The organism is Streptomyces sp. BK79 (assembly GCF_044142145.1).
Lineage (GTDB): Bacteria > Actinomycetota > Actinomycetes > Streptomycetales > Streptomycetaceae > Streptomyces.
Map to the genome: position 1 here is coordinate 363,783 of NZ_JBHVOC010000002.1, position 23,268 is coordinate 387,050.

Here is a 23,268-nt window from a genome sequence, read left to right on the forward strand (position 1 = left end):
CCCCCCACGGGACAGTTCCGGGTGCGCGTACGACTCTGAGCACCCGTCGGCCGAACCGGCCCCCACCAGGTTCGAGCGCCCCCTGTACCACACCGTGCTCAGGCCAAGAATGTAGCGCACGCGGAGGAGGCGTGGTGGCCGCGTGCCTAGTTGTGGACGGACATCACAGCGGCGTCGGGGGCCGGGACCCAGGCGCCGGCGGGCACGCGGAGCCAGCCTTCCTCCGCCGCGACCTGCCGCGCCGCACCGCGCAGCGCGTCGAACGCCGGGTGCACCAGCCCCTTCCGCCACACCAGGGAGACCGGCGACAGCGGCACGGGGTCGACGAGCGGACGCACCACGGTCGCTCCGATGGCCGGAAAGCTCTCCACGGCCAGGATCGGATTGCCCTCCTTTTCCATGATCCGCCGGAACTCCTCGACCCCGACGGCCAGCGGGGCGGGCGGGGCCGTCTCGATGCCGCGCCCCTCGAAGAGCAGGCGCGCGAGGTCGGTCCACTCGGGCGTCCGCGGATTGCCGGCCCCGGCGTACACGGTCTCGCCCGCCAGCGCGGCGAGCGGCACCTCCGGCAGCCCGGCCAGCGGGTGGTCCTCGGGCAGCAGCACCGCCATGGGCTCGTAGCGCACCGGCTGGTGGCCGAGCCCGGCCCGCAACGCCGGGGGCAGGCCGGCGAACCGCCCGAAGGAGGCGTCGAGGCGCCCGGCGAGCAGTTCGGCGGCGGCGCCCGTCAGGCCGCTCTCGTAACGCGCCATCAGCTCCTGCTCGGGCGCCAGCGCGCGGGCCCGTTCGAGGACCAGCCGGCCGGTGACGAGCCCCGGGGAGTTGAGGTCGACCAGCAGCGGGCGCGCCTGTCCGAAGGCGGCCAGGAGGTCGTCCTGCGCCTGGAGCGCGCGGCGGGCGTACGGCAGCAGCCGCTCGCCGTCGGCCGTCAGGGTCACCTGCCGGGTGGTCCGGACGAACAACTCGGCGCCCAGTTCCCGCTCCAGGCGCCGCACGTCCCTGCTCAGCGCCTGCTGGGCGACGTACAGACGGGCGGCGGCACGGGTGAAGTGCAGGTCCTCCGCGACGGTGACGAAGGCGCGCAGGAGGCGGGGGTCGAGGTGGGCGGGAGCGGCCATCCGGCGAATTTACAACAGGAGTGCGTGAATGGGTGCGGAGAAGGTGTTGGACCCCTTGATCACCTCCGGGCGACGGTGGGTCCATGCCGCGACCGACCTCCGCACGCCTCTCCCCGCCCTCGTCCGCCCCCTTCCTGGCCGTCACGGCGGACAGCCTCGTCGCCGCCGACTTCCGGCCGCGCACCCGGTACCGGCCGCCCGGCCCGTACCGGCGCCTGCTCGCCCTGCCCGGCGCCCGAGCCTTCACGATCGGGAACCTCACGGCCCGGCTGCCCATGGGGATGTTCAGTGTGAGCGCGGTCGTGATGATCGCCGGCACCCGCGGTTCGTACGCCCTCGCCGGCGCCGTCACCGCGACGGGCCTGGCGGCGACGGCGCTCGTCGCGCCGTGGACCGCGCGGCTCGTGGACCGGCACGGACAGGCGAGGGTGGCCGTCCCCGCGACCCTGGTCGCCGCCCTGGGCTCGCTCGCCCTGCTGCTGTGCGTCCGGTACGAGGCGCCCGCCTGGACCCTGTTCGCCGCGTACGCCGCCACCGCGACGACGCCCAACACCGGCGGCATGGCCCGCGCCCGCTGGGCCCACCTGCTGAAGGACCGGAAGGACGCCGTCGGCGCCCTGCACACCGCGAACTCCTTCGAGCAGGCCGCGGACGAGCTGTGCTACATGCTCGGGCCGGTCCTCGCCGCGTTCCTGTGCACGGCGCTGTTCCCGGAGGCGGGCACCCTCGTCGGCGTGGTGCTGCTGGTGAGCGGGATGCTGCTGTTCACCGCCCAGCGCTCCACCGAGCCGCCGGCCCGGCCGCACCCGACGGCGAAGGCGCCCCTGCGCGTACCGGGCATCCCGCCGCTGCTGGCCGTGTGCCTGGCGGTGGGCGGGGTGTTCGGCGCCCTGGAGGTCGTCACGATCGCGTTCGCGGACGCACAGGGTCACCGCGCCGCCGCCGGTGTGGTGCTCGCGCTCCAGGCGGCCGGTTCCTGCGCGGCGGGCCTGCTGTACGGCGCCCTGAAACCGGCCGGGCCCGCCGAGCACCGCCTGCCCTGGTGCGTGGCCGCGATGACGGCCCTGCTGACGCTGCCGCTGCTGGCGGCGTCGCTCACCGGCTCGCTGCCGCTGCTGGCGCTCGCGCTGCTGGTCGCCGGGATGGCGACCGCGCCGACCATGGTCACCACCATGACGCTGGTCCAGAGCCGCACCCCCCAGGGCCGCCTGAACGAGGGGATGACGCTCGCGGTGACCGGCCTGCTCGGCGGCATCGCCGGCGGCAGCGCGCTGGGCGGCTGGACGGTGGAGCACGCCTCGCCCACGGCGGGCTACGGCATACCGGTCACGGCGTCCGCGGCGGCCCTGCTGCTCGCCCTGGCCCTGGTCCCGGCCCGGGACGTACGGCCTGCGGACCGGCGGCGGGCATGACGAAGGCCCCGCCGCTCTGGAGCGGCGGGGCCTCGGCCCACATGGGAACTGTGGAGATGGCGGGAATCGAACCCGCGTCCAACGGTGCGGAATCAGGGCTTCTCCGTGTGCAGTCCGCTTCGATTTTCTCAGCCCCGGAGATCACGCGGACAAGTCTCCGACGGGCTCAGTCACTGTTTGGTTTCCCTCTTCACCCCGTGACCGGGATCAAGGTTTAGTCCCCTAGCTGATGCCAGGATCCGGGTCGGGAACAGCCCCGGGCTGACACTCCCGTAGTAGGAGGCTCGCTTCGCTACCTGAGATCAGGCAGCGAGGGCGAAGGCCTGCTGGGAGGAATCGCGCTTGGTGTTGGCGATTATTTTTTTCGGCCTGTGGTTTACGAGATCATGGCCGCTTCCTCGACACGCTTCCCCTGCTTCGACAGCCGCTGTCGAAACCGATCATCCCCATGTTGATTTTTCAATCCCTCCGAGGAGGGCGCGCACCCGCCGTGGGGTGCAGTTGCCATCGTACGTGACCAACGCGCGACGGTGCCAGCCTATTCCCGGCGGTCGGGCGCCGGCGGTCAGGCCCGCTGCTTGCGCCGGATCGCGGAGATCGTCCGCTCCGCCTCGCGGCGGTCCTGCTTCTCGCGGAGCGTCTGCCGCTTGTCGTACTCCTTCTTGCCGCGCGCCAGCGCGATCTCGACCTTGGCCCGGCCGTCCTTGAAGTACAGCGCCAGGGGCACGATCGTGTGACCGGTCTCCTGGGACTTCGCCTCCAGCTTGTCGATCTCCACGCGGTGCAGCAGCAGCTTCCGCTTGCGCCGGGCGCTGTGGTTGGTCCAGGTGCCCTGGCTGTACTCCGGCACGTGCACGTTGTGCAGCCACGCCTCGTGTCCGTCCAGCTGCACGAAGCCGTCGGCCAGCGAGGCCCGCCCCTGGCGCAGCGACTTCACCTCGGTCCCGGACAGGACCAGCCCTGCCTCGTAGGTGTCGAGGATCTGGTAGTCGTGCCGCGCCTTCTTGTTCTGCGCGATCAGCTTGCGCCCTTTTTCCTTAGCCATAGTGCAGCCATTTTGGCACTACACAGGGGCCCCGGGGAAAGCCGATTAAGCGGCCGGTCCCAGCCCGCTCAGCACCGTCCGCGCCCGCTCCAGGGCGTCCGGCTCCGTCGGCTCGACCTCCAGGTCGGGTGTGATGCCGGTGCCGTCGACGCCGCGGCCGGAGGGGGTGCGGTAGTGCCCCACGGTCAGCTCGGCCACCGAGCCGCCGGGGAGCCTGCCCGGCAGCTGCACCGAGCCCTTGCCGAAGGTGCGGGAGCCCAGGACGACCGCCCGCCCGCGGTCCTGGAGGGCCCCGGCGAGGAGTTCGGCCGCGCTCATCGTGCCGCCGTCGACGAGGGCGACCAGGGGCCTGGTGGTGTCGCCGCCGGGGCCGGCGTGCAGGGCCCGCTGCTCGCCGTCGACGTCGTACGTGGCGACCAGGCCGCCGTCGAGGAAGGCGGAGGCGGCGGCCTGGGCCTCGCCGACCAGACCGCCGGAGTTGCCGCGCAGGTCGAGGACGACTCCGGCCCCGGCCGGCACCCGCTCCACGGCGGCGCGCACCCGCTCGCCGACGCCCTTGGTGAACGAGACGACCTTCACGACGGTGACCCCGTCGGCGAGCGTGCGCACGGTCACGGGGTCCGTGGACAGCCGGGCCCGGCGGACGGTCTCGGTCCACGCGCGCGTGCCGCGTTCCAGACCGAGCCGGACGGCGCTGCCCGCGGGCTCGGCACCGGCGTCGCCGCGCAGTATCGAGACGACCTCGGTGACGGGGCGCCCGTCGACCCGCTCGCCGTCCACGCTGCGCAGCCGGTCGCCCGGGCGGATCCCGGCGTCGGCGGCGGGCGAGCCGGAGCGCACCCCGGTCACCTCGATACGGCCGTCGCGCTCGCGGCGCGCGGAGAGCCCGACGCCGGTGTACCGGCCGTCGAGGGCCTCCTCCAACTCCTCGTACTCGCCCCGGGAGTAGACGGCGCCCCAGCGGTCCCCGCTGCGGCTGACGGCGCGTTCGGCGGCCTCCACGGGGGACTTGCCGTCGGCCATCGCCTCGGCCGCCGCCCGGGCGACCTCCTCGTGCCGTCCGGCGGGAGCGGCCGGACGGGCCGGTTCGGAGGGCCGCTCCGGGTCGGCCCCGGGGAGCGAACCGGTCGCCGCGCCCGCGACGAGCACGCTCGCGAACAGCAAGGTCAGGGCGGCCCCGTGGCGTGCGCGGCGGGGCTGACAGAACAGGTCACGACCTGACATGCCGGTGAGTCTAGGACAACGCGAGAGGGCCGCACGGTCGCTTGACCGTTCGGCCCTCTTGGCATGTGTCACACCTTCAGGTACTTGCGCAACGCGAAGAACGCGGCCAACGCGGGCATCAGCAGGCTGGTCGCCAGGATGAGCGGCAGCTTCGTCAGCACGGCGTCCCAGCCGATGAAGTTGATCAGGTTCAACTTCTCGGACAGGGCGAGTCCGTGATCGATGATGAAGTACCTGGCGATCACCAGGAAGGCGCAGGCGACACCACCGCCGATGAGCCCGGCGACCGCCGCCTCCATGATGAACGGCGCCTGGATGTAGAAGCCCGAGGCGCCGACCAGCCGCATGATGCCGGTCTCGCGGCGCCGGCTGAACGCCGAGACGCGCACGGTGTTGACGATCAGCATCAGCGCCACGACCAGCATGAGCGCCATCACCGCGCGGGCGGCCCAGTTCATGCCGTTGAGGAGCTCGAAGAGGTTGTCCAGGATGCCCTTCTGGTCCTGCACGGACTGCACGCCGTCCCGCCCGTCGAAGGCGGTCGCGATGACCTGGTACTTCTCCGGGTCCTTCAGCTTGATCCGGTACGACTCCTGCATCTGGTCCGGCGTGAGCGAGCTGGCCAGCGGCGAGTCGCCGAACTGCTCCTTGTAGTGCTTGTACGCCTCGTCCTGCGACTCGTACACGACCTTGTCGACGACCGTCATGGCGTCGAGGTCGGACATGATCTGCTTCTTCTGGTCCTCGGTCACCGCGCCCTTGGCGCAGTTGGGGTCGGACTCGGCGTCGCTCTTGTTGCAGAGGAAGACCGAGACGTTGACCTTGTCGTACCAGTAGCCCTTCATGGTGCTGACCTGGTCGCTCATCAGCAGCGAACCGCCGAACAGGGCCAGGGACAGGGCGACGGACACGATGACCGCGAAGGTCATCGTCAGGTTGCGTCGAAGACCGACACCGATCTCCGAGAGCACGAACTGGGCGCGCATGGCGTCTCGTTAAGCCTTTCCGTTCCTCGTCAGTGCTGGTAGCCGTAGACGCCGCGTGCCTGGTCGCGGACGAGGCGGCCCTTCTCCAGCTCGATGACGCGCTTGCGCATCTGGTCCACGATGTTCTGGTCGTGGGTCGCCATGATCACGGTGGTGCCCGTCCGGTTGATGCGGTCGAGCAGCTTCATGATGCCGACGGACGTCTGCGGGTCCAGGTTGCCGGTGGGCTCGTCGGCGATCAGCAGCTTGGGCCGGTTGACGAAGGCGCGCGCGATGGCGACGCGCTGCTGCTCACCGCCGGACAGCTCACCGGGCCTGCGGTCCTCCTTGCCGCCGAGCCCGACGAGGTCGAGCACCTGCGGCACGGACTTGCGGATCTCGCCGCGGGACTTGCCGATGACCTCCTGGGCGAAGGCGACGTTCTCGCCGACCGTCTTGTTCGGCAGCAGGCGGAAGTCCTGGAACACCGTGCCCAGCTGGCGGCGCATCTGCGGCACCTTCCAGTTGGACAGGCGGGCGAGGTCCTTGCCCAGGACGTGCACCTGTCCGTGGCTGCACCGCTCCTCGCGGAGGATCAGCCGCAGGAAGGTGGACTTTCCGGAGCCGGAGGACCCGACGAGGAAGACGAACTCGCCCTTCTCGATTTCCAGGGAGACGTCCCTGAGGGCTGGGTGGCTCTGTTTGGGGTAGACCTTGGAGACGTTGTCGAATCGGATCACGGATGCACCACGGGTCGCCGGGGGTAGATGTGCGTGACCATACGCGAAGCGGGGAGCGGACCGCAGTCACCGGTCGGGGTTGTGCATCAGTTGCGCGTTTTGTCCTTGGGGGGGAGGGCGCGCGGGGTCCTCCGGAACCTGGCACAGTGGAAGGGGAACGCTCGCGGCCGTGTGGGCGTTGTCCCTACGGAACCGGTTGCAAGGAGGGCGAGCGCATGACGTACGACCGGTTGGTGTGCGCGAACTGCGCGGCGCCCGTGAGTGAGGGCCGGTGCCCGGTGTGCCGGGCGAACCGCGAGCGGCTGCAGCAGGACAGTTTCCTTGCGGGGCTGAATCCGACGACGCTGATCGCGCTGCTCGTGGTGCTGATCGCGGCGGTGGCCCTGCTGGCGGCCCACCAGACCGTCTGACACCCCTGGAGGGCCCCTGCGGGGCTCCCGGACACGGAAAGACACCGAAGGGGCCCGGAGCGTCGCGCTCCGGGCCCCTTCGCGTGCGTGCGGGTCGCGTACGCGGTGCGTACGCGGACGGCTACCGTCAGGCAGCCGCGCCGCGGCCGTTCATCAGACGCGGCAGCATGCGGAAGCCGATGCCGCCGGCGATCATCGTGGCGGCGCCGACCAGCAGGAACGTGGTCTCCGCGGCACCGGTCTCGGCCAGCTCGTCACCGCTGCCCTGGGCGGCGGTGTCGGAGGCCGGAGCCTCTTCGCCGGTGTCGGTCAGGGCCGAGGAGCCCTCTTCCTGGGCGACGTTGTCGTTGCTGCCGCCGTCGGGGGTGGTGTTGTCGCCGCCACCGGTACCGCCGGTGGTGTCACCGCCGGTGGAGCCACCGCCGTTGCCGCCGGAGTTGCCGCCGGTGGTGTCCGAGCCGCCGTTGCCGCCGGTGGAGCCGCCGGTGTTGCCGGAACCACCGTTGTTGCCCGAGCCGCCGTTGTTGCCGGAACCGCCGTTGTTGCCGGAACCGCCGTTGTTGCCGGAGCCGCCGTTGTCGCCGCCTTCGGTGGTGCCCTCGGACGTACCTTCGGTGGTGCCCTCGGAGGTCCCCTCCGTGGTGCCCTCGGTGGTGCCTTCCGTGGTGCCCTCGGTCGTCCCCTCCGTGGTGCCCTCGGAGGTACCTTCCGTGGTGCCCTCGGTCGTCCCCACCGTGGTGCCCTCGGTGGTGCCCTCCGTGGTGCCCTCGGTCACGCCGACGTTGGTGCCCTCGGTCGTGCCCTCGGTCGTGCCTTCCGTGGTGCCCTCGGTGTCGCCCGCGTCGTCGCCGACGCTCACGCCGACGCCGACGTTGGTGTCGCCGACACCCACGCCCACACCGATGTCGAGCGCCGAGGCGGCACCCGCGGCGGTCAGGGAGGCACCGGCCGCGATCACGGCGCCGGCCGCTATGCGCGCGACACGAATGCGCGTCTTCTTCGTCATGTAGTTGCTACCCCCAGTAGCCGATTAGTCAGTGAGGCCGCACTCGGGGGCCGTGATCGACGGGAGGTCGCTGCGTACTGAAGTCCCCCGGTTCACATGCGCCCCAGAAATACGCATGCCGCGCCTCACCCTTACGAATGTTCAAAGCAACGTCAAGGCCATTGCGTACGCGATGTCCAGGTAAGGGACGTATGCCGGACACAAAGGGTGTGAGTGTGATGTAAAACCCAGACATCACCGGCGAACAGCGGGCAGACAAAAGGCAACCGCCGCCGGAAGGGCGGCAGTTGCCTTGTCGACAAAGCGGCGTCTGCGCTTCGCGCTACTTCTCCTGCTGCTTGCGCCAGCGAATTCCGGCCTCCAGGAAACCGTCGATCTCGCCGTTGAACACGGCCTCGGGGTTGCCCACTTCGTGCTCGGTGCGCAGGTCCTTGACCATCTGGTAGGGGTGCAGGACGTACGAACGCATCTGGTTGCCCCAGGAGTTGCCGCCGTCGCCCTTGAGGGCGTCCATCTTGGCCTGCTCCTCCTGGCGGCGCCGCTCCAGCAGCTTGGCCTGGAGGACGTTCATGGCGGTGGCCTTGTTCTGGATCTGCGAGCGCTCGTTCTGGCAGGAGACCACGATGCCGGTGGGGAGGTGGGTGAGCCGCACCGCAGAGTCGGTGGTGTTCACGCCCTGGCCGCCGGGGCCGGAGGAGCGGTACACGTCCACCCGCAGCTCGGACTCGTCGATCTCGATGTGGTCGGTCTGCTCGACCACGGGGAGGATCTCGACGCCCGCGAAGGAGGTCTGGCGGCGCCCCTGGTTGTCGAAGGGCGAGATGCGCACCAGGCGGTGGGTGCCCTGCTCGACGGAGAGGGTGCCGTAGGCGTACGGCGCCTGCACGGCGAAGGTGGTCGACTTGATGCCGGCCTCCTCCGCGTACGACGTCTCGTAGACCTCGGTCTTGTAGCCCCGCTGCTCGGCCCAGCGCAGGTACATCCGCTGGAGCTTCTCGGTGAAGTCGGCGGCGTCCACGCCACCGGCCTCGGCGCGGATGTTGACGAGCGCCTCACGGGAGTCGTACTCGCCCGAGAGGAGCGTGCGGACCTCCATCTCGTCCAGCGCCTTCTTGACCGCCGTCAGCTCGGACTCGGCCTCCGCGCGGGTGTCCGGGTCGTCCTCCTCCTCGGCCATCTCGAAGAGCACGCCGAGATCGTCGATCCGGCCGCGCAGGGCCTCGGCCTTCCTGACCTCGGCCTGGAGGTGGGAGAGCTTGCTGGTGATCTTCTGCGCCGCCTCCGGGTCGTCCCAGAGGGACGGCGCGGCCGCCTGCTCCTCGAGCACGGCGATGTCTGCCCTCAGCCTGTCGAGGTCCAGGACGGCCTCGATCGACTCCATGGTCGAGGAGAGGGACTTCAGCTCTTCGGATACATCGACGACTGCCACGCATCCAGCGTAACGGCTCCGTCCACCGGCATTCGCCGGGCCGTCACGGGCGGCGCCCGCCGCGCCGCCCGGGGCCTCACGGGGAGGCCGGTGCCGAGTTCCGCGTGTCCTGGGGCCCCGTGCCGCCCTCGTCGCCGCCCGTGGCCAGCCACGTACCGGCACCGACCGCCGCCACCAGGGCGACCGCGCCCGCGCCCACCGCGATCCGGCGGCGCCGCGCGGCGGCGCGGTTGCGGGCCGAGCCGGGGCGCGGGGCGCCGGACGCGCGCGGCGCGCGGGCGGTGCCGCGGGCGCCGCCAGCCAGCTCGTCGGGGGCGGGGACGCGCATCGAGGTGTGCGTGTCGCGGTTGGAGTCGGCCGGCTTCGCCCCCGGCACCAGCGGGACCGCTCCCCGGCGCGGCACCGCCTCCCCGCCGGACGCGGCGGACGCCGCGGGCTCCTCGGGCGCGTCCTGGTCCTGCTCGGCGTCGGGCTCGTCCACGTCGAGCGGGCCCATGCCGGCCAGCATCGGCAGCAGCTCGCGCAGCCGGGCGCCCAGCTCGGAGGCGCGCAGCCGGGAGGCCGGCGCCTTGGCGAGGCACTGCACGAGCAGCTGCCACAGCTCGTCGGGGATGCCGGGCAGGGGGACGACCGTCTCGGTGACGTGGCGGCGCAGGACTGCGCCGGGGTGGCCGCCGCCGAAGGGTGTGAAGCCGGCGAGCAGCTCGTACAGCACCGTGGCCAGGGCGTAGATGTCGACCGACGCGCGCGGGGGCAGGCCCTCGACGATCTCGGGGGCCAGGTAGTCGGGCGTGCCGATGATCTTCGTGGCGCGGGTGCGGCGCGGGGTGTCGATGAGCTTGGCGACCCCGAAGTCCGTCAGCAGGGCCGGGTGCGCGCCGCCGGGGCCGAGCGGGCCCTGCATGTCGAGCAGTACGTTCTCGGGCTTGACGTCGCGGTGCACGACCCCGGCGGCGTGCGCGGCGGCCAGGCCGTCGGCGACGTCGGCGACGACGGCCACAGCGGCCTCGGGGGCCATGCGCCGCTCCCGGTCGAGGCGGGTGCGCAGGTCCGTGCCGCGCACCAGGTCCATGACCAGCGCGAGGTCGTTGCCGTCGACCACCAGGTCGCGCACGGAGACGACGTGCGGGTGCTCCAGGCCGAGCAGGGCGGTGCGCTCCTGCACGAAGCGGGAGACCAGCTCCTGGTCGGACGCCAGGTCCTCGCGCAGCAGCTTGATCGCGACGGGTCCCTCGGGACCCTCGCCCAGCCACACCGTGCCGGCACTGCCCCGCCCGAGGATCTGGTGGGCGGTGTACCGGCTGCCGATCTTCCGTGCCAAGACTGCTCCTACCGACGCGTGTTGCGCTTAAAAGTACGCGTCCGAGGAGCCGGCCTTCACGGGGGAGGCCGAAATCACCCGCTGGGTGTCGACAAATCTCCGACATCGCCTCTCGGCGGGGGTGAACGGCGCCTCCCGATGAGGGCGGCGCCGTCCGTCCGTCGGCTCAGCCGCCGGTCGAGGTCCCGCCGCCGGAGCCGCTGCCGCCGCCCAGTTCGCCGAACCAGTCGGTCACCGTGGTGAACCAGTCGCTGAGCTGCTCCCAGTAGCCCTTGCCGGTGCCGATCCAGTCCTGCAGCGGGCTCAGCTCCCAGATCAGCCAGCCGGCCACTACCAGGATGACGAGGGTGAACAGGCATCCCTTGAGGCAGCCGAGCCCGGGGATCCGCATGGGGTTGGCGCTGCGCTGCCGGGGCGGCCGGGGTTCGCGCCGGGGCGTGCGCGGCTCGGGCGCGGGCGGCGGGGCGTAACGCTGCGGCTCGCGCCGGGGTGCCTGCTGGGGCTGCTGGGGCTGCGGGTTGGTGTACCGCTGCGGCTGCTGCTGCGGATAGCCGTAGCCGGGCGGGGGGCCCTGCGGGGCCTGGCGGGGCGGCTGCTGCGGGCGGGCGACCTGCCGCTGGGGGCGGCGGCGCAGCGGGTCCTGGTTCGGGTCGAGGTACTGGACCTGCGTCTGCTCGTTGCGGTCGCGGGCGGCGCGGAGCTGGTTCTGCCAGGGGTGCGGGTCCTCGGGGCCGCCGGGCTGCCCGCCCTGCCCCGGCCCGCCCGGCTGCCCGGGCGGCACCGGCGGCATGACGGCGGTCGGGTCGGCCGCCCCGCGGTTCGGGAGTACGGCGGTGGGGTCGGCGGCGCCCGACTGGTTGCCGGTCTGCGGCAGGACGCTGGTGGCGCCGTTGGGGTCGTGGGCGCCGTTCGGGTTCTGCGCGTGGTGCGGGAGGACCTGGGTCGGGTCGGCGGCGCCGGGGACGCCCGGGACCGGCGCGGGCTCCGGGTCGGGGGCGAGGAGCGCGCCGACGTTCTCGGCGGCGCCGATCTGCGCGGTGGTCGCGTGCACGCCGATGCCGTCGGCGACGACGCGCAGGCCGCGCGCGAGGTTCTCGGCGCTGGGGCGCTCGTCGGGGTTCTTGCGCAGGCAGCGCTCGATGACCGTCCACAGCGGGTCCGGGACGGTGGACGGGCGGCGCGGCTCGGCGCTCAGGTGCTGGTGCAGCACCTCCAGGGCGGAGCCCCCGCCGAACGGGGGCCGGCCGGTGACCAGCTCGTACAGCAGGATGCCGGCGCCGTAGACGTCGACGGCGGAGGTCTGGGGGCGGCCCTCGGCGGACTCCGGCGCGACGTAGGCGGGCGTGCCGACGAACTCGTGGGTGCGGGTGAGGCCCGGTGAGTCGGCGAGGCGCGCGATGCCGAAGTCGGTGAGCATCGGGTGCATCTCGCCGCCGGTCTGCCGCAGCAGGACGTTGGCCGGCTTCAGGTCGCGGTGGACGACGCCGTCGGCGTGGCTGGCGGCGAGGGCGTCGGCGATCTGGGCGGTGAGCAGGGCGGCGGCGACCGGGGTGAACGGCCCGTTCTCGCGCAGGTAGCGGTGCAGGTCGGGGCCCTCGACGAGGTCCATGACCAGCGCCAGCAGTTCGCCCTCGACGACCAGGTCGCGGACCCGGACGATGTTGGGGTGGGTCAGCCGGAGCAGGACGGAGCGCTCCCGCAGGAAGCGCATCACGATGTCGGGATCGCTCGCGAGCTCCTCCTTCAGGACCTTGATCGCGACGGTCTCGCCGGGCTGACCGGCCACGGCCGCCTCGGCGCCCGCGGTCTCCCGCTGGCGGGCCCGCCACACGGTGCCCGTCGCGCCGCGACCGAGGGGCTCCTCGAGGAGGTACTTGCTGCCTACCGGCCGCACGTCATGCGCTCCCTGTTGCTTGCTGGCTGTTCCGACCCACTGTAGTGCCGTGGTCCCGGCACCGGGCTGTCCTCGTTCTGTGGGTCCCATTGGTCCGCGGGTACGTCTTACGTTCCGCTTCCGGTGCCCGACCAGGCACATGTTCGAAGGAAAGACGCTCGACCCGGTCCCTTGGTTGCCGGACCCGGACGTGACCGATCTCAAGCAGGCGTCACTCGATCAACGATCCGGCACCTGTCAGGCACTTTTGCGGGCAGAGGCGGCCAATCAAGATCATTTGACGACCGGTGACGGGCGCGTTGTCAGTGGCAGGTGCGAGGATGCCTGCAGTACTGGCCGACGTGCTCGTGTGGCGGTGGGGGAAGTCCGCGGTGGGGGACCGTGGTGAACGGCTTCTGTCCCCCGGCGCGCGGGCGCCCGCGCGAAGGGACCGCTGACGGCGATGCAGATCCGGCTGACCGTCGTAGACCCGCTGGGCCCGCAGGATCCGGTGGAGGGCCGCGCCGCGCGCCGAGACGTGCTGGTCACCGCCCCGGCCGGCACGGCACTGGCCGCGGTCGCCTCCGCGCTGGCCGCGCAGCTCCCCGGCGGCGAGGGCCCGGGCTCCGGCCAGGTGGTGCTCTACGCCGGTGCGCAGCGGCTCGACGCCCAGCGCAGCACCCTGGGCGAGCCCCCGCTGACCGACGGCGCCGTGCTCTGCCTCGGCGCTCCGGGCGAGCCCGACCCGCACACCGAACCGGCCGACGTCCCGGCCCAGCTCCACGTGGTCGCCGGCCCCGACGCGGGCGGCGTCCACCTGCTGCACGGCGGGCAGGTCCGGCTCGGCCGCTCCGCCGACGCCGACGTCGCGCTCGACGACCCGGACGTCTCCCGGACGCACTGCGCGGTGACCGTGGCCCCCGACGGCCGCGTCTCGGTCGCCGACCTCGGCTCCACCAACGGCACCACCCTGGACGGCACCCGCGTGGGCACCCGCCCGGTCCGCTTCTCCCCGGGCGCGCTGCTGCGGATCGGCGAGTCGGCCCTGCGGCTCGTGCCGGTGCCCGGCGGGACACCGGCCCGGGTGGCGACGACACCGGACGGGGAGGGCCGCGTACGGCTGTCCGGGGCACCGGCGTCGCCGTCGCCCGGCGGCGACGAGGTGGCCCACGCGCGCGTGGCGGACGGGGCGGAGGGCCACCCGGCCCGGCGCACCGACGACCGCCCCGGCACCGCCGGCGGTGCCGGGGACGGCCTCTCGCGCACGCCCGGGGCCAACCGGGGGCCCGCCCACCCCGCGCACACGCCCCCCGGCACGGCGCGCGTCACCGGCCCCGGGGCCACGAGCGCCCCGGCCGGCCGCACCCACCACACCCACGGCACGGCGGGACACGGCACCGGCGGGACACCGGCCGAGCCTCCCCAGGTGCCCGGTCAGGGCGGCGCCCCCCGCATCGAAAGCCGCGACTCCGGGCCCACGGCGGGCGAGCCCCGCCCGGCCCCCGCCGGTGACGGGACCCACGGCGGCGCGTCCGGCGCGGGCACGTACGGCGAAGCGTCCGGCGCGGACACGTACGGGGACACGTACGGCGGCCCGTCCGGTACGGGCGCGTACGCACCGGGCGCGCACGACCCGCGCACCCCCGGCGCGGACGCGCCCGGCACGCATCCCCACGGACCCGCCGCCCCCGGCGGAACCGCCTCCCACGGAACCGGCGCGACCGCCCGCCCCGCCGATCCGCCCGCCCCCGACGGCGGCACCCGGCGCAAGGGCACGCCGCTGCGGGGCACCGACCTGCCCCAGGGTGTGCGCAGGCGCGGCGGCATCGGCGCATGGGCGCGGCGGCTGACCGGCGGACGCGGCGCCCCGCAGGACGCCGCCGGGCCCGGCACGCGCGCGGACGACGGCGAAACGACCGGCCCCGCACCGACCGCCGCCTCCGCACCCCTCGGCGTCCTCGGCACCCCCGGTACCGGCGCGCCGGAGACCTGGCCGGACCCCGCCGCGCTGCTGCTGACGGCGCTCGGGCCGGGCCCCCGGCTGTGGGAGCGAGGCCCGGGCCACCCGGAGGCGCTCGCCGTACGGCTCGGTACGGCCGACCGGGTGGCACCCGGCGGTGACGCGCCGCTGCCCGCGGTCCCCGTGACCGTCGGGCTGCGCGAGGTCGGGACGCTCGGGCTGGCGGGCCCCCGCGAGCGGCTCACCGGGCTGGCCCGCGCGGTGGTGGCCCAGCTCGCCGCGCTGCACTCCGCCGACGTCCTGGAGATCGTCCTGCTCAGCGCGGACCGCTCCCGTCCGCTCGCGGAGCGGACCGCCGAGTGGTCCTGGCTCGGCTGGCTGCCGCACCTGCGCCCCGGACACGGCCAGGACTGCCGCCTGCTCCTCGCCCACGACCGCGAACAGGCCACGGCCCGCGTCCAGGAACTCCTGCGCCGTCTGGAGGACCACCTCTCGGACCTCCGGACCGGCGCCGCACCCACCGCACCCACCCCCACCACCCCCGCCACACCCGGCGGCGCGATCCCGGCCCAGCCCACGGCCCCCGCGCGGGACGCCCAGGACGCGCGGGACACGCGGCAGACCGGCCCGGGGGCGGCCCCGGGCACCGCCCGGCAGCAGCCCTCCTGGGCGCGGTCCGACGACGGCACCGGCCCGGCCGGCGGCTTCGCGGGGCCGTACACGGTGGTCGTCGTGGACGGCGACCCGGGCGGCGCCGACCTGCGCGGGACGGTGGCGCGGCTGGCCGTGGAGGGGCCCCGGGCCGGCATCCACGTCGTGTGCCTCGCCGAGACGGCCGCCGCCTCCCCGACGTCCCCGGTCACGGAGACGTACGAGGCGGCCTGCGCGGTGTCGCCGGTCTTCCGGGAGTGCGGCGCCGTGGCGCTGCTCAGCGGCGACGTGGCGACGGCCGTGCGGCTGCTGCGGGTCGCGCGGACCGCCACGGGCGCCCAGGGCGGTCCGGCCGCCCCCGCCGGCCCGGTCGGGCACGGCACCCTCGGCACGGTCGACGCCGTCTCCCCCGCCTGGGCCGAGCGGTTCGCGCGCGCCCTGGCCCCGCTGCGCACCGACGGCGCGGCCGGGGAGCGGCACGCGCGCGTGTCGGCGCCGCTGCCCCAGGCGGCCCGGCTCCTGGACGAGCTGGGCCTCGCCCGGGCCACCCCGGCCTCCCTGATGGCCCGGTGGGCGGACGCCGCCGACGACACCGAGGCGCTGGGCGGACGCGCGCAGGGCGTGCTGGGCGCCGGCCCCCGGGGCCCGGTCGCGGCCGACCTCACCGCCGACGGGCCGCACCTGCTGGTCGAGGGCCCGCCCGGCAGCGGCCGCACCGAGCTGCTGCGGGCCCTCGTCGCCTCGCTAGCCTCCGCCGAACGCCCCGACCGCCTCGGCATCGTCCTGGTGGACGGCCGCGACAGCGTGGGGGCGGGCGGCGGCTCCGGCGAAGGACTGGGCGTCTGCACGGACGTACCGCACGTCACCACCCATCTCACCGCCAACGATCCCGTCCGCATGCGGGAGTTCGCGCAGTCCCTGAGCGCCGAGCTGAAGCGGCGCGCCGAGCTGCTCGGGCGGTCGGACTTCGCCGAGTGGCACACCGGACGCGAGCTGTCGGGCCGGCTGGTCGCCCAGCGCACGCCACCGGGCACCACCCCCGGCCCGGGCACCACCCCCGGGCCGGGCACCGGCACCGGCACCGGCGCCGGCCCTCTGACCGTCTCCGACACCGGGGACGTCGACTCCCCGCCCAGTTCCACGCTGCGGCTGCGCCCGGGCGCGGCCCGGCGCCGGGCCCAGGCCGCGCCGCCGCTGCCCCGCCTCGTCGTGGTCGTGGACGACCTCGACGCCCTCGTCACTCCCCCGCTCGGTTCGCCCGGCCGCCCCGCCGCCGGATCGGTGATGCGGGCGCTGGAGGCCGTCGCGCGGGAGGGCGAGCGGCTCGGCGTGCACCTCGTGGCCGCCACGGCACCCGGCGGCCGTACGGCCCAGACGGAGCCGTCCCTGCGGGCCACGCTGCGCGTCACCCTCGACCCCCCGGCACCGGGGCCGGACGAACCGGCGCCGGGGCGCGGGCGGTTGACGTACCCGGACGGGCGGACCGTGGCGTTCCAGGGCGGCCGGGTCACGGGGCGCATCCCGCGCACGGCGACCCTGCGTCCCACGGTGGTCCCGCTGGAGTGGCACCGCATGGGCGACCCGCCCGCCCGGCGCCCGGTGCGCGAGTTGGGCAACGGGCCGACCGATCTGGCGCTGCTGGCCAGCGCGTTGGAGCGGGCGGCGCGGGAGGTGTCGGCGGCACAGGTGCCGTCGCTGCTGTAGCCACCGGCGGCGCTCCTCGGCGTGGGGCGGGCAGCCCGGCGCCGCGAGGCCACGTCACGACGCGGTCACGATCTTCCGCTCGGCCCCGGAGGCGCCCTTGCCGCCCTCACCCCCCTGGCGTACACCAGAGCGCACGGGACAGCGCCGGACGTTCGACGAGGAACGAAGAACGGGGCAGTGATGCGCACGAGCAGCACCATCGGGACACGCAGGGCCGTCAGCAAGGCCGCCGACAGGGCCACGGGCAGAGGCTCAAGGGGGGCCACCCGGACCACCCGGGCCGCCGCCGCCCTCGCCGCGGGAGCGCTCGCGCTCTCGCTCACCGCGTGCGGCGGGGACGACGACAAGGGCGGCGACAACGGAAGCCAGGGCGGCAAGGACAAGGGGACGGCCGCCACCGTCACCCTCCCCAAGCTGGACGGCCAGAGCCTGGAGGTCGCCGCCGTCTGGACCGGAGCCGAGCAGGAGAACTTCACGAAGGTCCTCGAAGAGTTCGAGAAGCGCACCGGCGCCGAGGTGACCTTCGTCCCCGCCCAGGACCCGATCATCAACTTCCTCGGCTCGAAGATCGCCGGCGGCGCCCCGCCCGACGTGGCGATGCTCCCGCAGCCCGGCGCCATCAAGCAGGCCGTGGACAAGGGCTGGGCCAAGCCGCTGGGCGCGGAGGCCGGCAAGGAGCTGGCGGAGAACTACTCGCAGGGCTGGCAGGACATCGGCAAGGTCGGCGGCAAGCAGTACGGCGTCTACTACAAGGCCGCCAACAAGTCGCTGATCTGGTACAACGCGCAGGTCTTCGAGAACGCGGGAGCGGCCGAGCCCAAGACCTGGGACGAGCTGCTCACCACCGCCCAGACGGTCTACGACTCGGGAGTCACGCCGTTCTCCGTCGGCGGCGCGGAGGGCTGGACCCTCACCGACTGGTTCGAGAACGTCTACCTCTCCCAGGCCGGACCGGAGAAGTACGACCAGCTGGCCAAGCACGAGATCAAGTGGACGGACCCGTCCGTGAAGGAGGCGCTGACCACCCTCGCCGCGATCTGGGGCAAGAAGGACTACGTGGCGGGCGGCGCGACCGGCGCGCTCCAGACCGACTTCCCGGCCTCGGTGACGCAGACCTTCACCGGCGGCGACCAGCCCAAGGCCGGCATGGTCTACGAGGGCGACTTCGCGCAGGTCAACATCGGCGAGACGGACGCGGAGGTCGGCACCGACGCGAAGGTGTTCCCGTTCCCGGCGGTCGGCGACACCGCGCCGGTGGTCTCGGGCGGTGACGCGGCGGTGATCCTGGAGGACTCGAAGGCGGCGCAGGCGCTGGCCACCTGGCTGGCCTCCCCGGACGCGGCGGCGATCCACGCGAAGCTCGGCGGCTACCTCTCGCCGAACAAGAACCTGGACATGGCGGCGTACCCGAACGACGTGCAGAGGAAGATCGCCGAGGCGCTGGTCGCGGCCGGTGACGACTTCCGCTTCGACATGTCGGACCAGGCCCCGCAGGCCTTCGGCGGCACGCCCGGCAAGGGCGAGTGGAAGGCGCTCCAGGACTTCCTGAAGAACCCGAAGGACGTCGCGGGCGCGCAGCGGCGGCTGGAGGCGGACGCGGCCGCCGCCTACGGAGACTGACGCGATGGCGTCGGCCACGGCGGCGGGGACCTCATCGGGTCCCGCCGCTCCCAAGGCACCCAGGACGCGCAAGAGCGTGACCGGCACCCGCAGAACCGTGGCGGTCCTGTTCCTGCTGCCCGCCCTGGTGCTGCTCGGCGCGCTCGTGGTCTACCCGATCGGGTACTCGCTGATCCGCAGCTTCTACGACCAGTCCGGCGACTCCTTCGCCGGATTCGACAACTACCAGGCGCTGTTCACCGACGACGGCATCCGCACCGCCCTGAAGAACAACGTCATCTGGGTGGTGTTCGCGCCGACGGTCGCCACCGCGCTCGGCCTGATCTTCGCGGTGCTGACCGAACGGGTGCGCTGGGGCACGGCGTTCAAGCTGGTCGTCTTCATGCCGATGGCGATCTCCATGCTCGCGGCGGGCATCATCTTCCGCCTGGTGTACGACCAGGACCCGGACAAGGGCGTCGCGAACGCGGTGTGGGTCGGGGTGCACGACACGTTCGCCGAGTCGTCGGCGTTCCCGAAGGCGCACCCGGGCCGGGAGTCGCCGCTGGAACCGGCCGGCGGCGGCGCGTTCATCACCAAGCAGCCGGTGAGCGCGGGCGGGACGGTCGTCCTCCCCCTCGTCGGCGTCGCCCCCGACCTGATGCCGGAGGGCGCGGCGAAGGCCGTGCCCGCCCAGCCGGAGGACGGGAAGATCACCGGCACCACCTGGCAGGACTTCACCCGCGGCAAGGGCGTCGGGAAGCTCAACGGCGTCGACGGGGCCGAGCTGGGCTATGCCGGGATGAAGATCGAGGCGGTGAAGGACGGCGAGGTGGTCGCCTCGACGAAGGCGGCCGGCGACGGCACCTTCACGCTGCCCGCAGCGGCCGACGGGGCGCTGCTCAGGCTCCCCGCCGACAATTTCAAGGAGCCGTACAACGGCCTGGACTGGCTCGGTCCCTCGCTCGTCACCCCGGCCATCATCGGGTCGTACGTGTGGATGTGGGCGGGCTTCGCGATGGTGCTGATCGCGGCGGGGCTGGCCGGTGTCCCCCGGGAGCTGCTCGAAGCGGCCCGGGTCGACGGCGCCAACGAGTGGCAGGTGTTCAGACGGGTCACGGTCCCGCTGCTGGCACCGGTGCTCGCGGTCGTCGTCGTCACCCTGATGATCAACGTGCTGAAGGTCTTCGACCTGGTGTTCATCATCGCCCCCGGCTCCTCCCAGGACGACGCGAACGTGCTCGCCCTGGAGCTGTACCGCAAGGGCTTCGCCTCCGACCAGCCGGGCATCGCCAGCGCCATCGCGGTGTTCCTGCTGCTGCTGGTCATCCCGGTGATGTGGTTCAACGTACGACGACTGCGGCGGGAGGTGCGGCGATGACCGCGGACGCGGGTTCCCTCACCGGAGCGGCCGAGGCGGCCGGGGGCGCCGCCCGGCCGCCCGGGGCCGCCGTCGAGCCGAGGCGGTCTCTGGGGTCGCGGCTGGCCGAGCGCGTCAGCGGCGGGCTGGTCCAGGTGTTCCTGATCGTCGTGGGCCTGTTCTGGCTGGTCCCGACGATCGGCCTGCTGCTGTCCTCGCTGCGCACGCCCCGGGACATGGCGGCGGGCGGCTGGTGGGAGGTCTTCACCAAGCCGTCCCAGCTCACCTTCCAGAGCTACGAGGAGCTGCTGAAGAACGGCGACATCACCTCCTCCCTCCTCAACACCGCGATGATCACGGTCCCGGCGACGGTCCTGGTGGTGGTCATCGGCGCGCTCGCCGGTTACGCGTTCGCGTGGATGGACTTCCCGGGCCGCGACTGGTGGTTCCTGGCCGTGGTCGGGCTGCTGGTCGTACCCGTCCAGGTGGCGCTGATCCCGATCGCCGAACTCTTCGGCAAGATCGGCCTGTTCGGCTCGGTGGTCGGCGTCATCCTGTTCCACGTCGGCTTCGGCCTGCCCTTCGCGGTGTTCCTGCTGCGGAACTTCTTCGCCGAGATCCCGCGGGAGCTGCTGGAGGCGGCCCGGCTGGACGGCGCGGGTGAACTGCGGCTGTTCCTGCGGGTCGTGATGCCGCTGGGCGGGCCCGCGATCGCGAGCCTCGGCATCTTCCAGTTCCTGTGGGTGTGGAACGACATGCTGGTCGCGCTGATCTTCTCGGACTCCGGGAGCCAGCCGATCACGGTCGCCCTCCAGACGCAGGTGAGGCAGTTCGGCAACAACATCGACGTCCTGGCACCGGGGGCGTTCATCTCCATGGTGATCCCGCTGGCCGTGTTCTTCGCGTTCCAGCGGCAGTTCGTCTCCGGCGTGATGGCGGGCGCCGTCAAGTAGCGCACCCCACATCACCCTTGAGGGGGCGGGCCGCACACGGGCCCGCCCCTTCCTTCGTACGAGGGCATCCACGTGCGCGCGGTCCCCCGAATGCCCCGGCGGCCGTAACCAAGTCGCTGCGTCGGCCGTTCCCGGGCCGAACGCCCGCGCCGACCGCCCGCCGACCCATGGATGTCCCCCGTGCCCAGGTTCAGTGTCATCGTCCCCGCGTACCAGGTGCAGGCGTATCTGCACGCGTGTCTGGAGTCGGTGCTGTCCCAGTCGTACCCGGACCTCGAACTGATCGTGGTCGACGACTGCTCGCCGGACGCGTGCGGCGCGATCGCCGACGAGTTCGCGGCCCGCGACCCGCGCGTACGCGTGGTGCGCCTGCCCGAGAACGCGGGCCTCGGCCCCGCCCGCAACGCCGGGATGGAGCGGGCGGACGGCGACTACCTGGTCTTCCTCGACGGCGACGACACCCTCGCCCCCCACGCGCTGCGCGCGATCGCCGACCGGATCAAGGAGACCGGCGACCCGGACGTCCTGGTCTACGACTACGCGCGGACGTACCTGACGGGCGAGACGGTCCGCAACCAGGCCGCCCGGCACCTCACCGAGCGGGGCCCGGCGCCGTTCCGGCTCACCGACCGGCCGGGGCTGCTGAAGCTGCTGATGGTGGCCTGGAACAAGGCGGTGCGGCGCGAGTTCGCCGAGCGGGCGGGCCTCACCTTCCCGCCCGGCTACTACGAGGACACGCCGTGGACGTACCCGCTCCTGATGACGGCCGGGTCCATCGCCACCCTGGACCGGGTCTGCGTCCACTACCGGCAGCGCCGGCGGGGCAGCATCCTGGGCACGCCGAGCGAGCGGCACCTCGACGTCTTCGCGCAGTACGACCGCGTCTTCGCGTTCCTCGATGCGGACCCGGAGCTGGCCCGCTGGCGGCCGGTGCTGTACCGCCGCATGGCCGACCACCTCACCACGGTGTTCACCCGCCCCGACCGCCTCCCGCGCTCCCTGCGCGCCGAGTTCGCGCGCCGGGCCCGCGCCCACTGCCGCCGCCACCGGGTCCCCGGCGCCCCCGCCCCGCTGCCCGTGCGCCTGCGCCACGCCCTGCTCCGCCTCGGCCTGCGCCGCACCTACGAGGCCCTGCGGCTGGCGTCGGCCCTGCGCCGCCGGACGGTGGCGGGCGGCGCCGGGCTGCTGCGCGTCGCGCGCTCGGCCGCCCTGCGCGCCCACTACCGCGTCCAGCGCCGCCTCCCCCTGCGCGCCGACCGTGCCGTCTTCGCCGTCGACGGCGACCTGGGGTACGGCTGCAACCCGGGCGCGCTGGAGGAGGCGTTCCGCACCTTCGCGCCGCACGTGCGCACGGCGTGGGCCGCCGATCCCGCGCACCACCACACGGTCCCGACGGGCACGCGCCGCCTCACGCCCGGCACGGCCGCCTGCTGGACGGCGCTGGCCCGCTCCCGGTACCTGGTGCACAACGGCTCCTTCGACGCCGGCCTGGTCAAGCGCGAGGGCCAGATCCTGATCCAGACGCGGGCCGGGACGCCGCTCAAGCACATGGGCCTGGACCTCCAAGAACGCCCGGCCGCCGCACGCGGCACCGACGTCGCCCGGCTGCTGCGCGAGGCCGACTCCTGGGACTACGTGGTCTCCGCCAACCGCCACTCCACCCTGACCTGGGAACGCGTCCACCCCGGCGGCCACACCACCCTGGAGTACGGCCAGCCCCGCACCGACGTCCTCCAGCGGGCGACGCCCGCGGACGTGGCCCGGCTGCGGGAGAGCCTCGGCATCCCCGAGGGCACGGTCGCGATCCTGTACGCGCCCACCCACCGCGACTACCGGCGGACCCAGCGCGCCGCCCTGGACCTGGAGCGGGTCCTCACCCGGCTCGGCCCCCGCTTCATGGTGCTGGCCCGCGCCCACCCCCGGCACGGCGGCCCGCTCGCCGAATCGCGGGGCCGGGTCCTCGACGTGAGCGGCCACCCGAGCGTCGAGTCGCTCTGCCTGGCCTCGGACGCCCTCGTCACCGACTACTCGGCACTGATGTTCGACTACGCGGGTCTGGACCGCCCGATCGTGATCCACGCCGACGAGCCGGAGGCCTTCGAGGCGGCCCGCGGCACCTACTTCGACCTCCGTTCCCTCCCGCCTGGCGCGATCGCGCGGGACGAGGACGAGCTGATCGACATCTTCGCCGGCGGACACTGGCGCGGCTCACGGTCCGCGCAGCTCAGGGCCGCTTTCCGGGAGCGGTTCTGCCCGTGGGACGACGGCCGCGCCGCCGAACGCGTCGTACGCCGCGTGGTGCTCGGACAGAGCGACCTGCCGCCCGTCGTGCCGCTCGCCGAGCGCCGGCCCGCGCCCTCGGCCGCCTCCGCGCTGCCCCGCCCCCCGCTGGCCACCGTGCCGCAACCCGCCGGCCCCCGCACCGTCACCGACAGCCTCTGATCGCCGTTTGTCCTCTGGGAGTTCGCATGCCCCGCAGTTCGTCGCGGCCCACTCCG

At 73.7% G+C, this 23,268-nt stretch carries 16 protein-coding genes and 1 other RNA gene; 7 read left to right on the forward strand and 10 right to left on the reverse strand.

Annotated features, from left to right (window positions below):
- Positions 1-146: 146 nt before the first annotated feature.
- Positions 147-1,118 carry a LysR family transcriptional regulator gene (locus ACFIF2_RS03690; protein ID WP_395570985.1) on the reverse strand — a complete coding sequence of 324 codons (972 nt, stop codon included), beginning with the start codon at positions 1,116-1,118 and terminating at the stop codon, positions 147-149.
- Positions 1,119-1,201: 83 nt separating this feature from the next.
- Here ACFIF2_RS03690 and ACFIF2_RS03695 point away from each other — a divergent pair, with 83 nt between their 5' ends.
- The gene (locus ACFIF2_RS03695; protein ID WP_395570986.1) at positions 1,202-2,530 is read left to right on the forward strand and encodes an MFS transporter; all 1,329 of its coding nucleotides are present in this window, start codon (positions 1,202-1,204) and stop codon (positions 2,528-2,530) included.
- A 48-nt stretch (positions 2,531-2,578) separates the two neighbouring features.
- On the opposite strand, the gene ssrA is transcribed toward ACFIF2_RS03695, so the two are convergent.
- From ssrA to ftsE, 5 genes are all read right to left on the reverse strand, one after another.
- Positions 2,579-2,978: a transfer-messenger RNA gene (gene ssrA / locus ACFIF2_RS03700) on the reverse strand.
- Positions 2,979-3,095: 117 nt separating this feature from the next.
- Positions 3,096-3,575, reverse strand: a complete 480-nt coding sequence (gene smpB / locus ACFIF2_RS03705) for an SsrA-binding protein SmpB (protein WP_073723717.1) — start codon at positions 3,573-3,575, stop codon at positions 3,096-3,098.
- Between the two features lie 45 nt (positions 3,576-3,620).
- Complete coding sequence (locus ACFIF2_RS03710) at positions 3,621-4,799, reverse strand: S41 family peptidase (RefSeq protein WP_395570987.1); 1,179 nt, start codon at positions 4,797-4,799, stop codon at positions 3,621-3,623.
- A 68-nt stretch (positions 4,800-4,867) separates the two neighbouring features.
- On the reverse strand, positions 4,868-5,785 hold the full coding sequence (gene ftsX, locus ACFIF2_RS03715; RefSeq protein ID WP_395570988.1) for a permease-like cell division protein FtsX: 918 nt from the start codon (positions 5,783-5,785) through the stop codon (positions 4,868-4,870).
- 29 nt (positions 5,786-5,814) lie between these two features.
- Positions 5,815-6,504: a cell division ATP-binding protein FtsE gene (gene ftsE, locus ACFIF2_RS03720; RefSeq protein WP_395570989.1), complete on the reverse strand. Its 690-nt coding sequence runs from the start codon at positions 6,502-6,504 to the stop codon at positions 5,815-5,817.
- Positions 6,505-6,719: 215 nt separating this feature from the next.
- Here ftsE and ACFIF2_RS03725 point away from each other — a divergent pair, with 215 nt between their 5' ends.
- Positions 6,720-6,914, forward strand: a complete 195-nt coding sequence (locus ACFIF2_RS03725; protein ID WP_395570990.1) for a hypothetical protein — start codon at positions 6,720-6,722, stop codon at positions 6,912-6,914.
- 127 nt (positions 6,915-7,041) lie between these two features.
- Here ACFIF2_RS03725 and ACFIF2_RS03730 read toward each other — a convergent pair whose 3' ends face one another.
- The 4 genes from ACFIF2_RS03730 to ACFIF2_RS03745 all read right to left on the reverse strand — a co-directional run bounded on the left by ACFIF2_RS03730 (position 7,042) and on the right by ACFIF2_RS03745 (position 12,564).
- On the reverse strand, positions 7,042-7,920 hold the full coding sequence (locus ACFIF2_RS03730) for a hypothetical protein (RefSeq protein WP_395570991.1): 879 nt from the start codon (positions 7,918-7,920) through the stop codon (positions 7,042-7,044).
- A 322-nt stretch (positions 7,921-8,242) separates the two neighbouring features.
- Positions 8,243-9,349, reverse strand: coding sequence for a peptide chain release factor 2 (gene prfB / locus ACFIF2_RS03735; protein ID WP_395570992.1), 1,107 nt, complete (start codon positions 9,347-9,349; stop codon positions 8,243-8,245).
- A 76-nt stretch (positions 9,350-9,425) separates the two neighbouring features.
- Positions 9,426-10,670 (reverse strand): serine/threonine-protein kinase, encoded by a 1,245-nt coding sequence (locus tag ACFIF2_RS03740; protein ID WP_395570993.1) that lies wholly within the window; start codon positions 10,668-10,670, stop codon positions 9,426-9,428.
- Between the two features lie 166 nt (positions 10,671-10,836).
- On the reverse strand, positions 10,837-12,564 hold the full coding sequence (locus tag ACFIF2_RS03745) for a serine/threonine-protein kinase (RefSeq protein WP_395570994.1): 1,728 nt from the start codon (positions 12,562-12,564) through the stop codon (positions 10,837-10,839).
- A 442-nt stretch (positions 12,565-13,006) separates the two neighbouring features.
- Here ACFIF2_RS03745 and ACFIF2_RS03750 point away from each other — a divergent pair, with 442 nt between their 5' ends.
- The 5 genes from ACFIF2_RS03750 (at position 13,007) to ACFIF2_RS03770 (ending at position 23,212) form a co-directional block, all read left to right on the forward strand.
- Positions 13,007-16,858, forward strand: coding sequence for an FHA domain-containing protein (locus ACFIF2_RS03750; protein WP_395570995.1), 3,852 nt, complete (start codon positions 13,007-13,009; stop codon positions 16,856-16,858).
- Between the two features lie 180 nt (positions 16,859-17,038).
- On the forward strand, positions 17,039-18,478 hold the full coding sequence (locus ACFIF2_RS03755; RefSeq protein ID WP_395570996.1) for an ABC transporter substrate-binding protein: 1,440 nt from the start codon (positions 17,039-17,041) through the stop codon (positions 18,476-18,478).
- 4 nt (positions 18,479-18,482) lie between these two features.
- Positions 18,483-19,838: a carbohydrate ABC transporter permease gene (locus ACFIF2_RS03760; protein ID WP_395570997.1), complete on the forward strand. Its 1,356-nt coding sequence runs from the start codon at positions 18,483-18,485 to the stop codon at positions 19,836-19,838.
- A complete protein-coding gene (locus tag ACFIF2_RS03765; protein ID WP_395570998.1) occupies positions 19,835-20,770 on the forward strand; it encodes a carbohydrate ABC transporter permease in 936 nt (311 codons plus the stop codon). Before ACFIF2_RS03760 ends, ACFIF2_RS03765 begins: the two co-directional genes overlap by 4 nt.
- Before the next feature lie 180 nt (positions 20,771-20,950).
- The gene (locus ACFIF2_RS03770; RefSeq protein WP_395570999.1) at positions 20,951-23,212 is read left to right on the forward strand and encodes a CDP-glycerol glycerophosphotransferase family protein; all 2,262 of its coding nucleotides are present in this window, start codon (positions 20,951-20,953) and stop codon (positions 23,210-23,212) included.
- Positions 23,213-23,268: the final 56 nt, after the last annotated feature.

Bases quoted from the DNA above. Each gene is read 5' to 3' on its own strand.
- ftsX (WP_395570988.1), bottom strand. From the start codon at position 5,785: ATGCGCGCCCAGTTCGTGCTCTCGGAGATCGGTGTCGGTCTTCGACGC.
- ACFIF2_RS03690 (WP_395570985.1), bottom strand. From the start codon at position 1,118: ATGGCCGCTCCCGCCCACCTCGACCCCCGCCTCCTGCGCGCCTTCGTC.
- ACFIF2_RS03765 (WP_395570998.1), top strand. From the start codon at position 19,835: ATGACCGCGGACGCGGGTTCCCTCACCGGAGCGGCCGAGGCGGCCGGG.
- ACFIF2_RS03760 (WP_395570997.1), top strand. From the start codon at position 18,483: ATGGCGTCGGCCACGGCGGCGGGGACCTCATCGGGTCCCGCCGCTCCC.
- ACFIF2_RS03695 (WP_395570986.1), top strand. From the start codon at position 1,202: ATGCCGCGACCGACCTCCGCACGCCTCTCCCCGCCCTCGTCCGCCCCC.
- ACFIF2_RS03730 (WP_395570991.1), bottom strand. From the start codon at position 7,920: ATGACGAAGAAGACGCGCATTCGTGTCGCGCGCATAGCGGCCGGCGCC.
- ACFIF2_RS03710 (WP_395570987.1), bottom strand. From the start codon at position 4,799: ATGTCAGGTCGTGACCTGTTCTGTCAGCCCCGCCGCGCACGCCACGGG.
- ACFIF2_RS03755 (WP_395570996.1), top strand. From the start codon at position 17,039: ATGCGCACGAGCAGCACCATCGGGACACGCAGGGCCGTCAGCAAGGCC.
- smpB (WP_073723717.1), bottom strand. From the start codon at position 3,575: ATGGCTAAGGAAAAAGGGCGCAAGCTGATCGCGCAGAACAAGAAGGCG.
- ACFIF2_RS03750 (WP_395570995.1), top strand. From the start codon at position 13,007: ATGCAGATCCGGCTGACCGTCGTAGACCCGCTGGGCCCGCAGGATCCG.
- ACFIF2_RS03725 (WP_395570990.1), top strand. From the start codon at position 6,720: ATGACGTACGACCGGTTGGTGTGCGCGAACTGCGCGGCGCCCGTGAGT.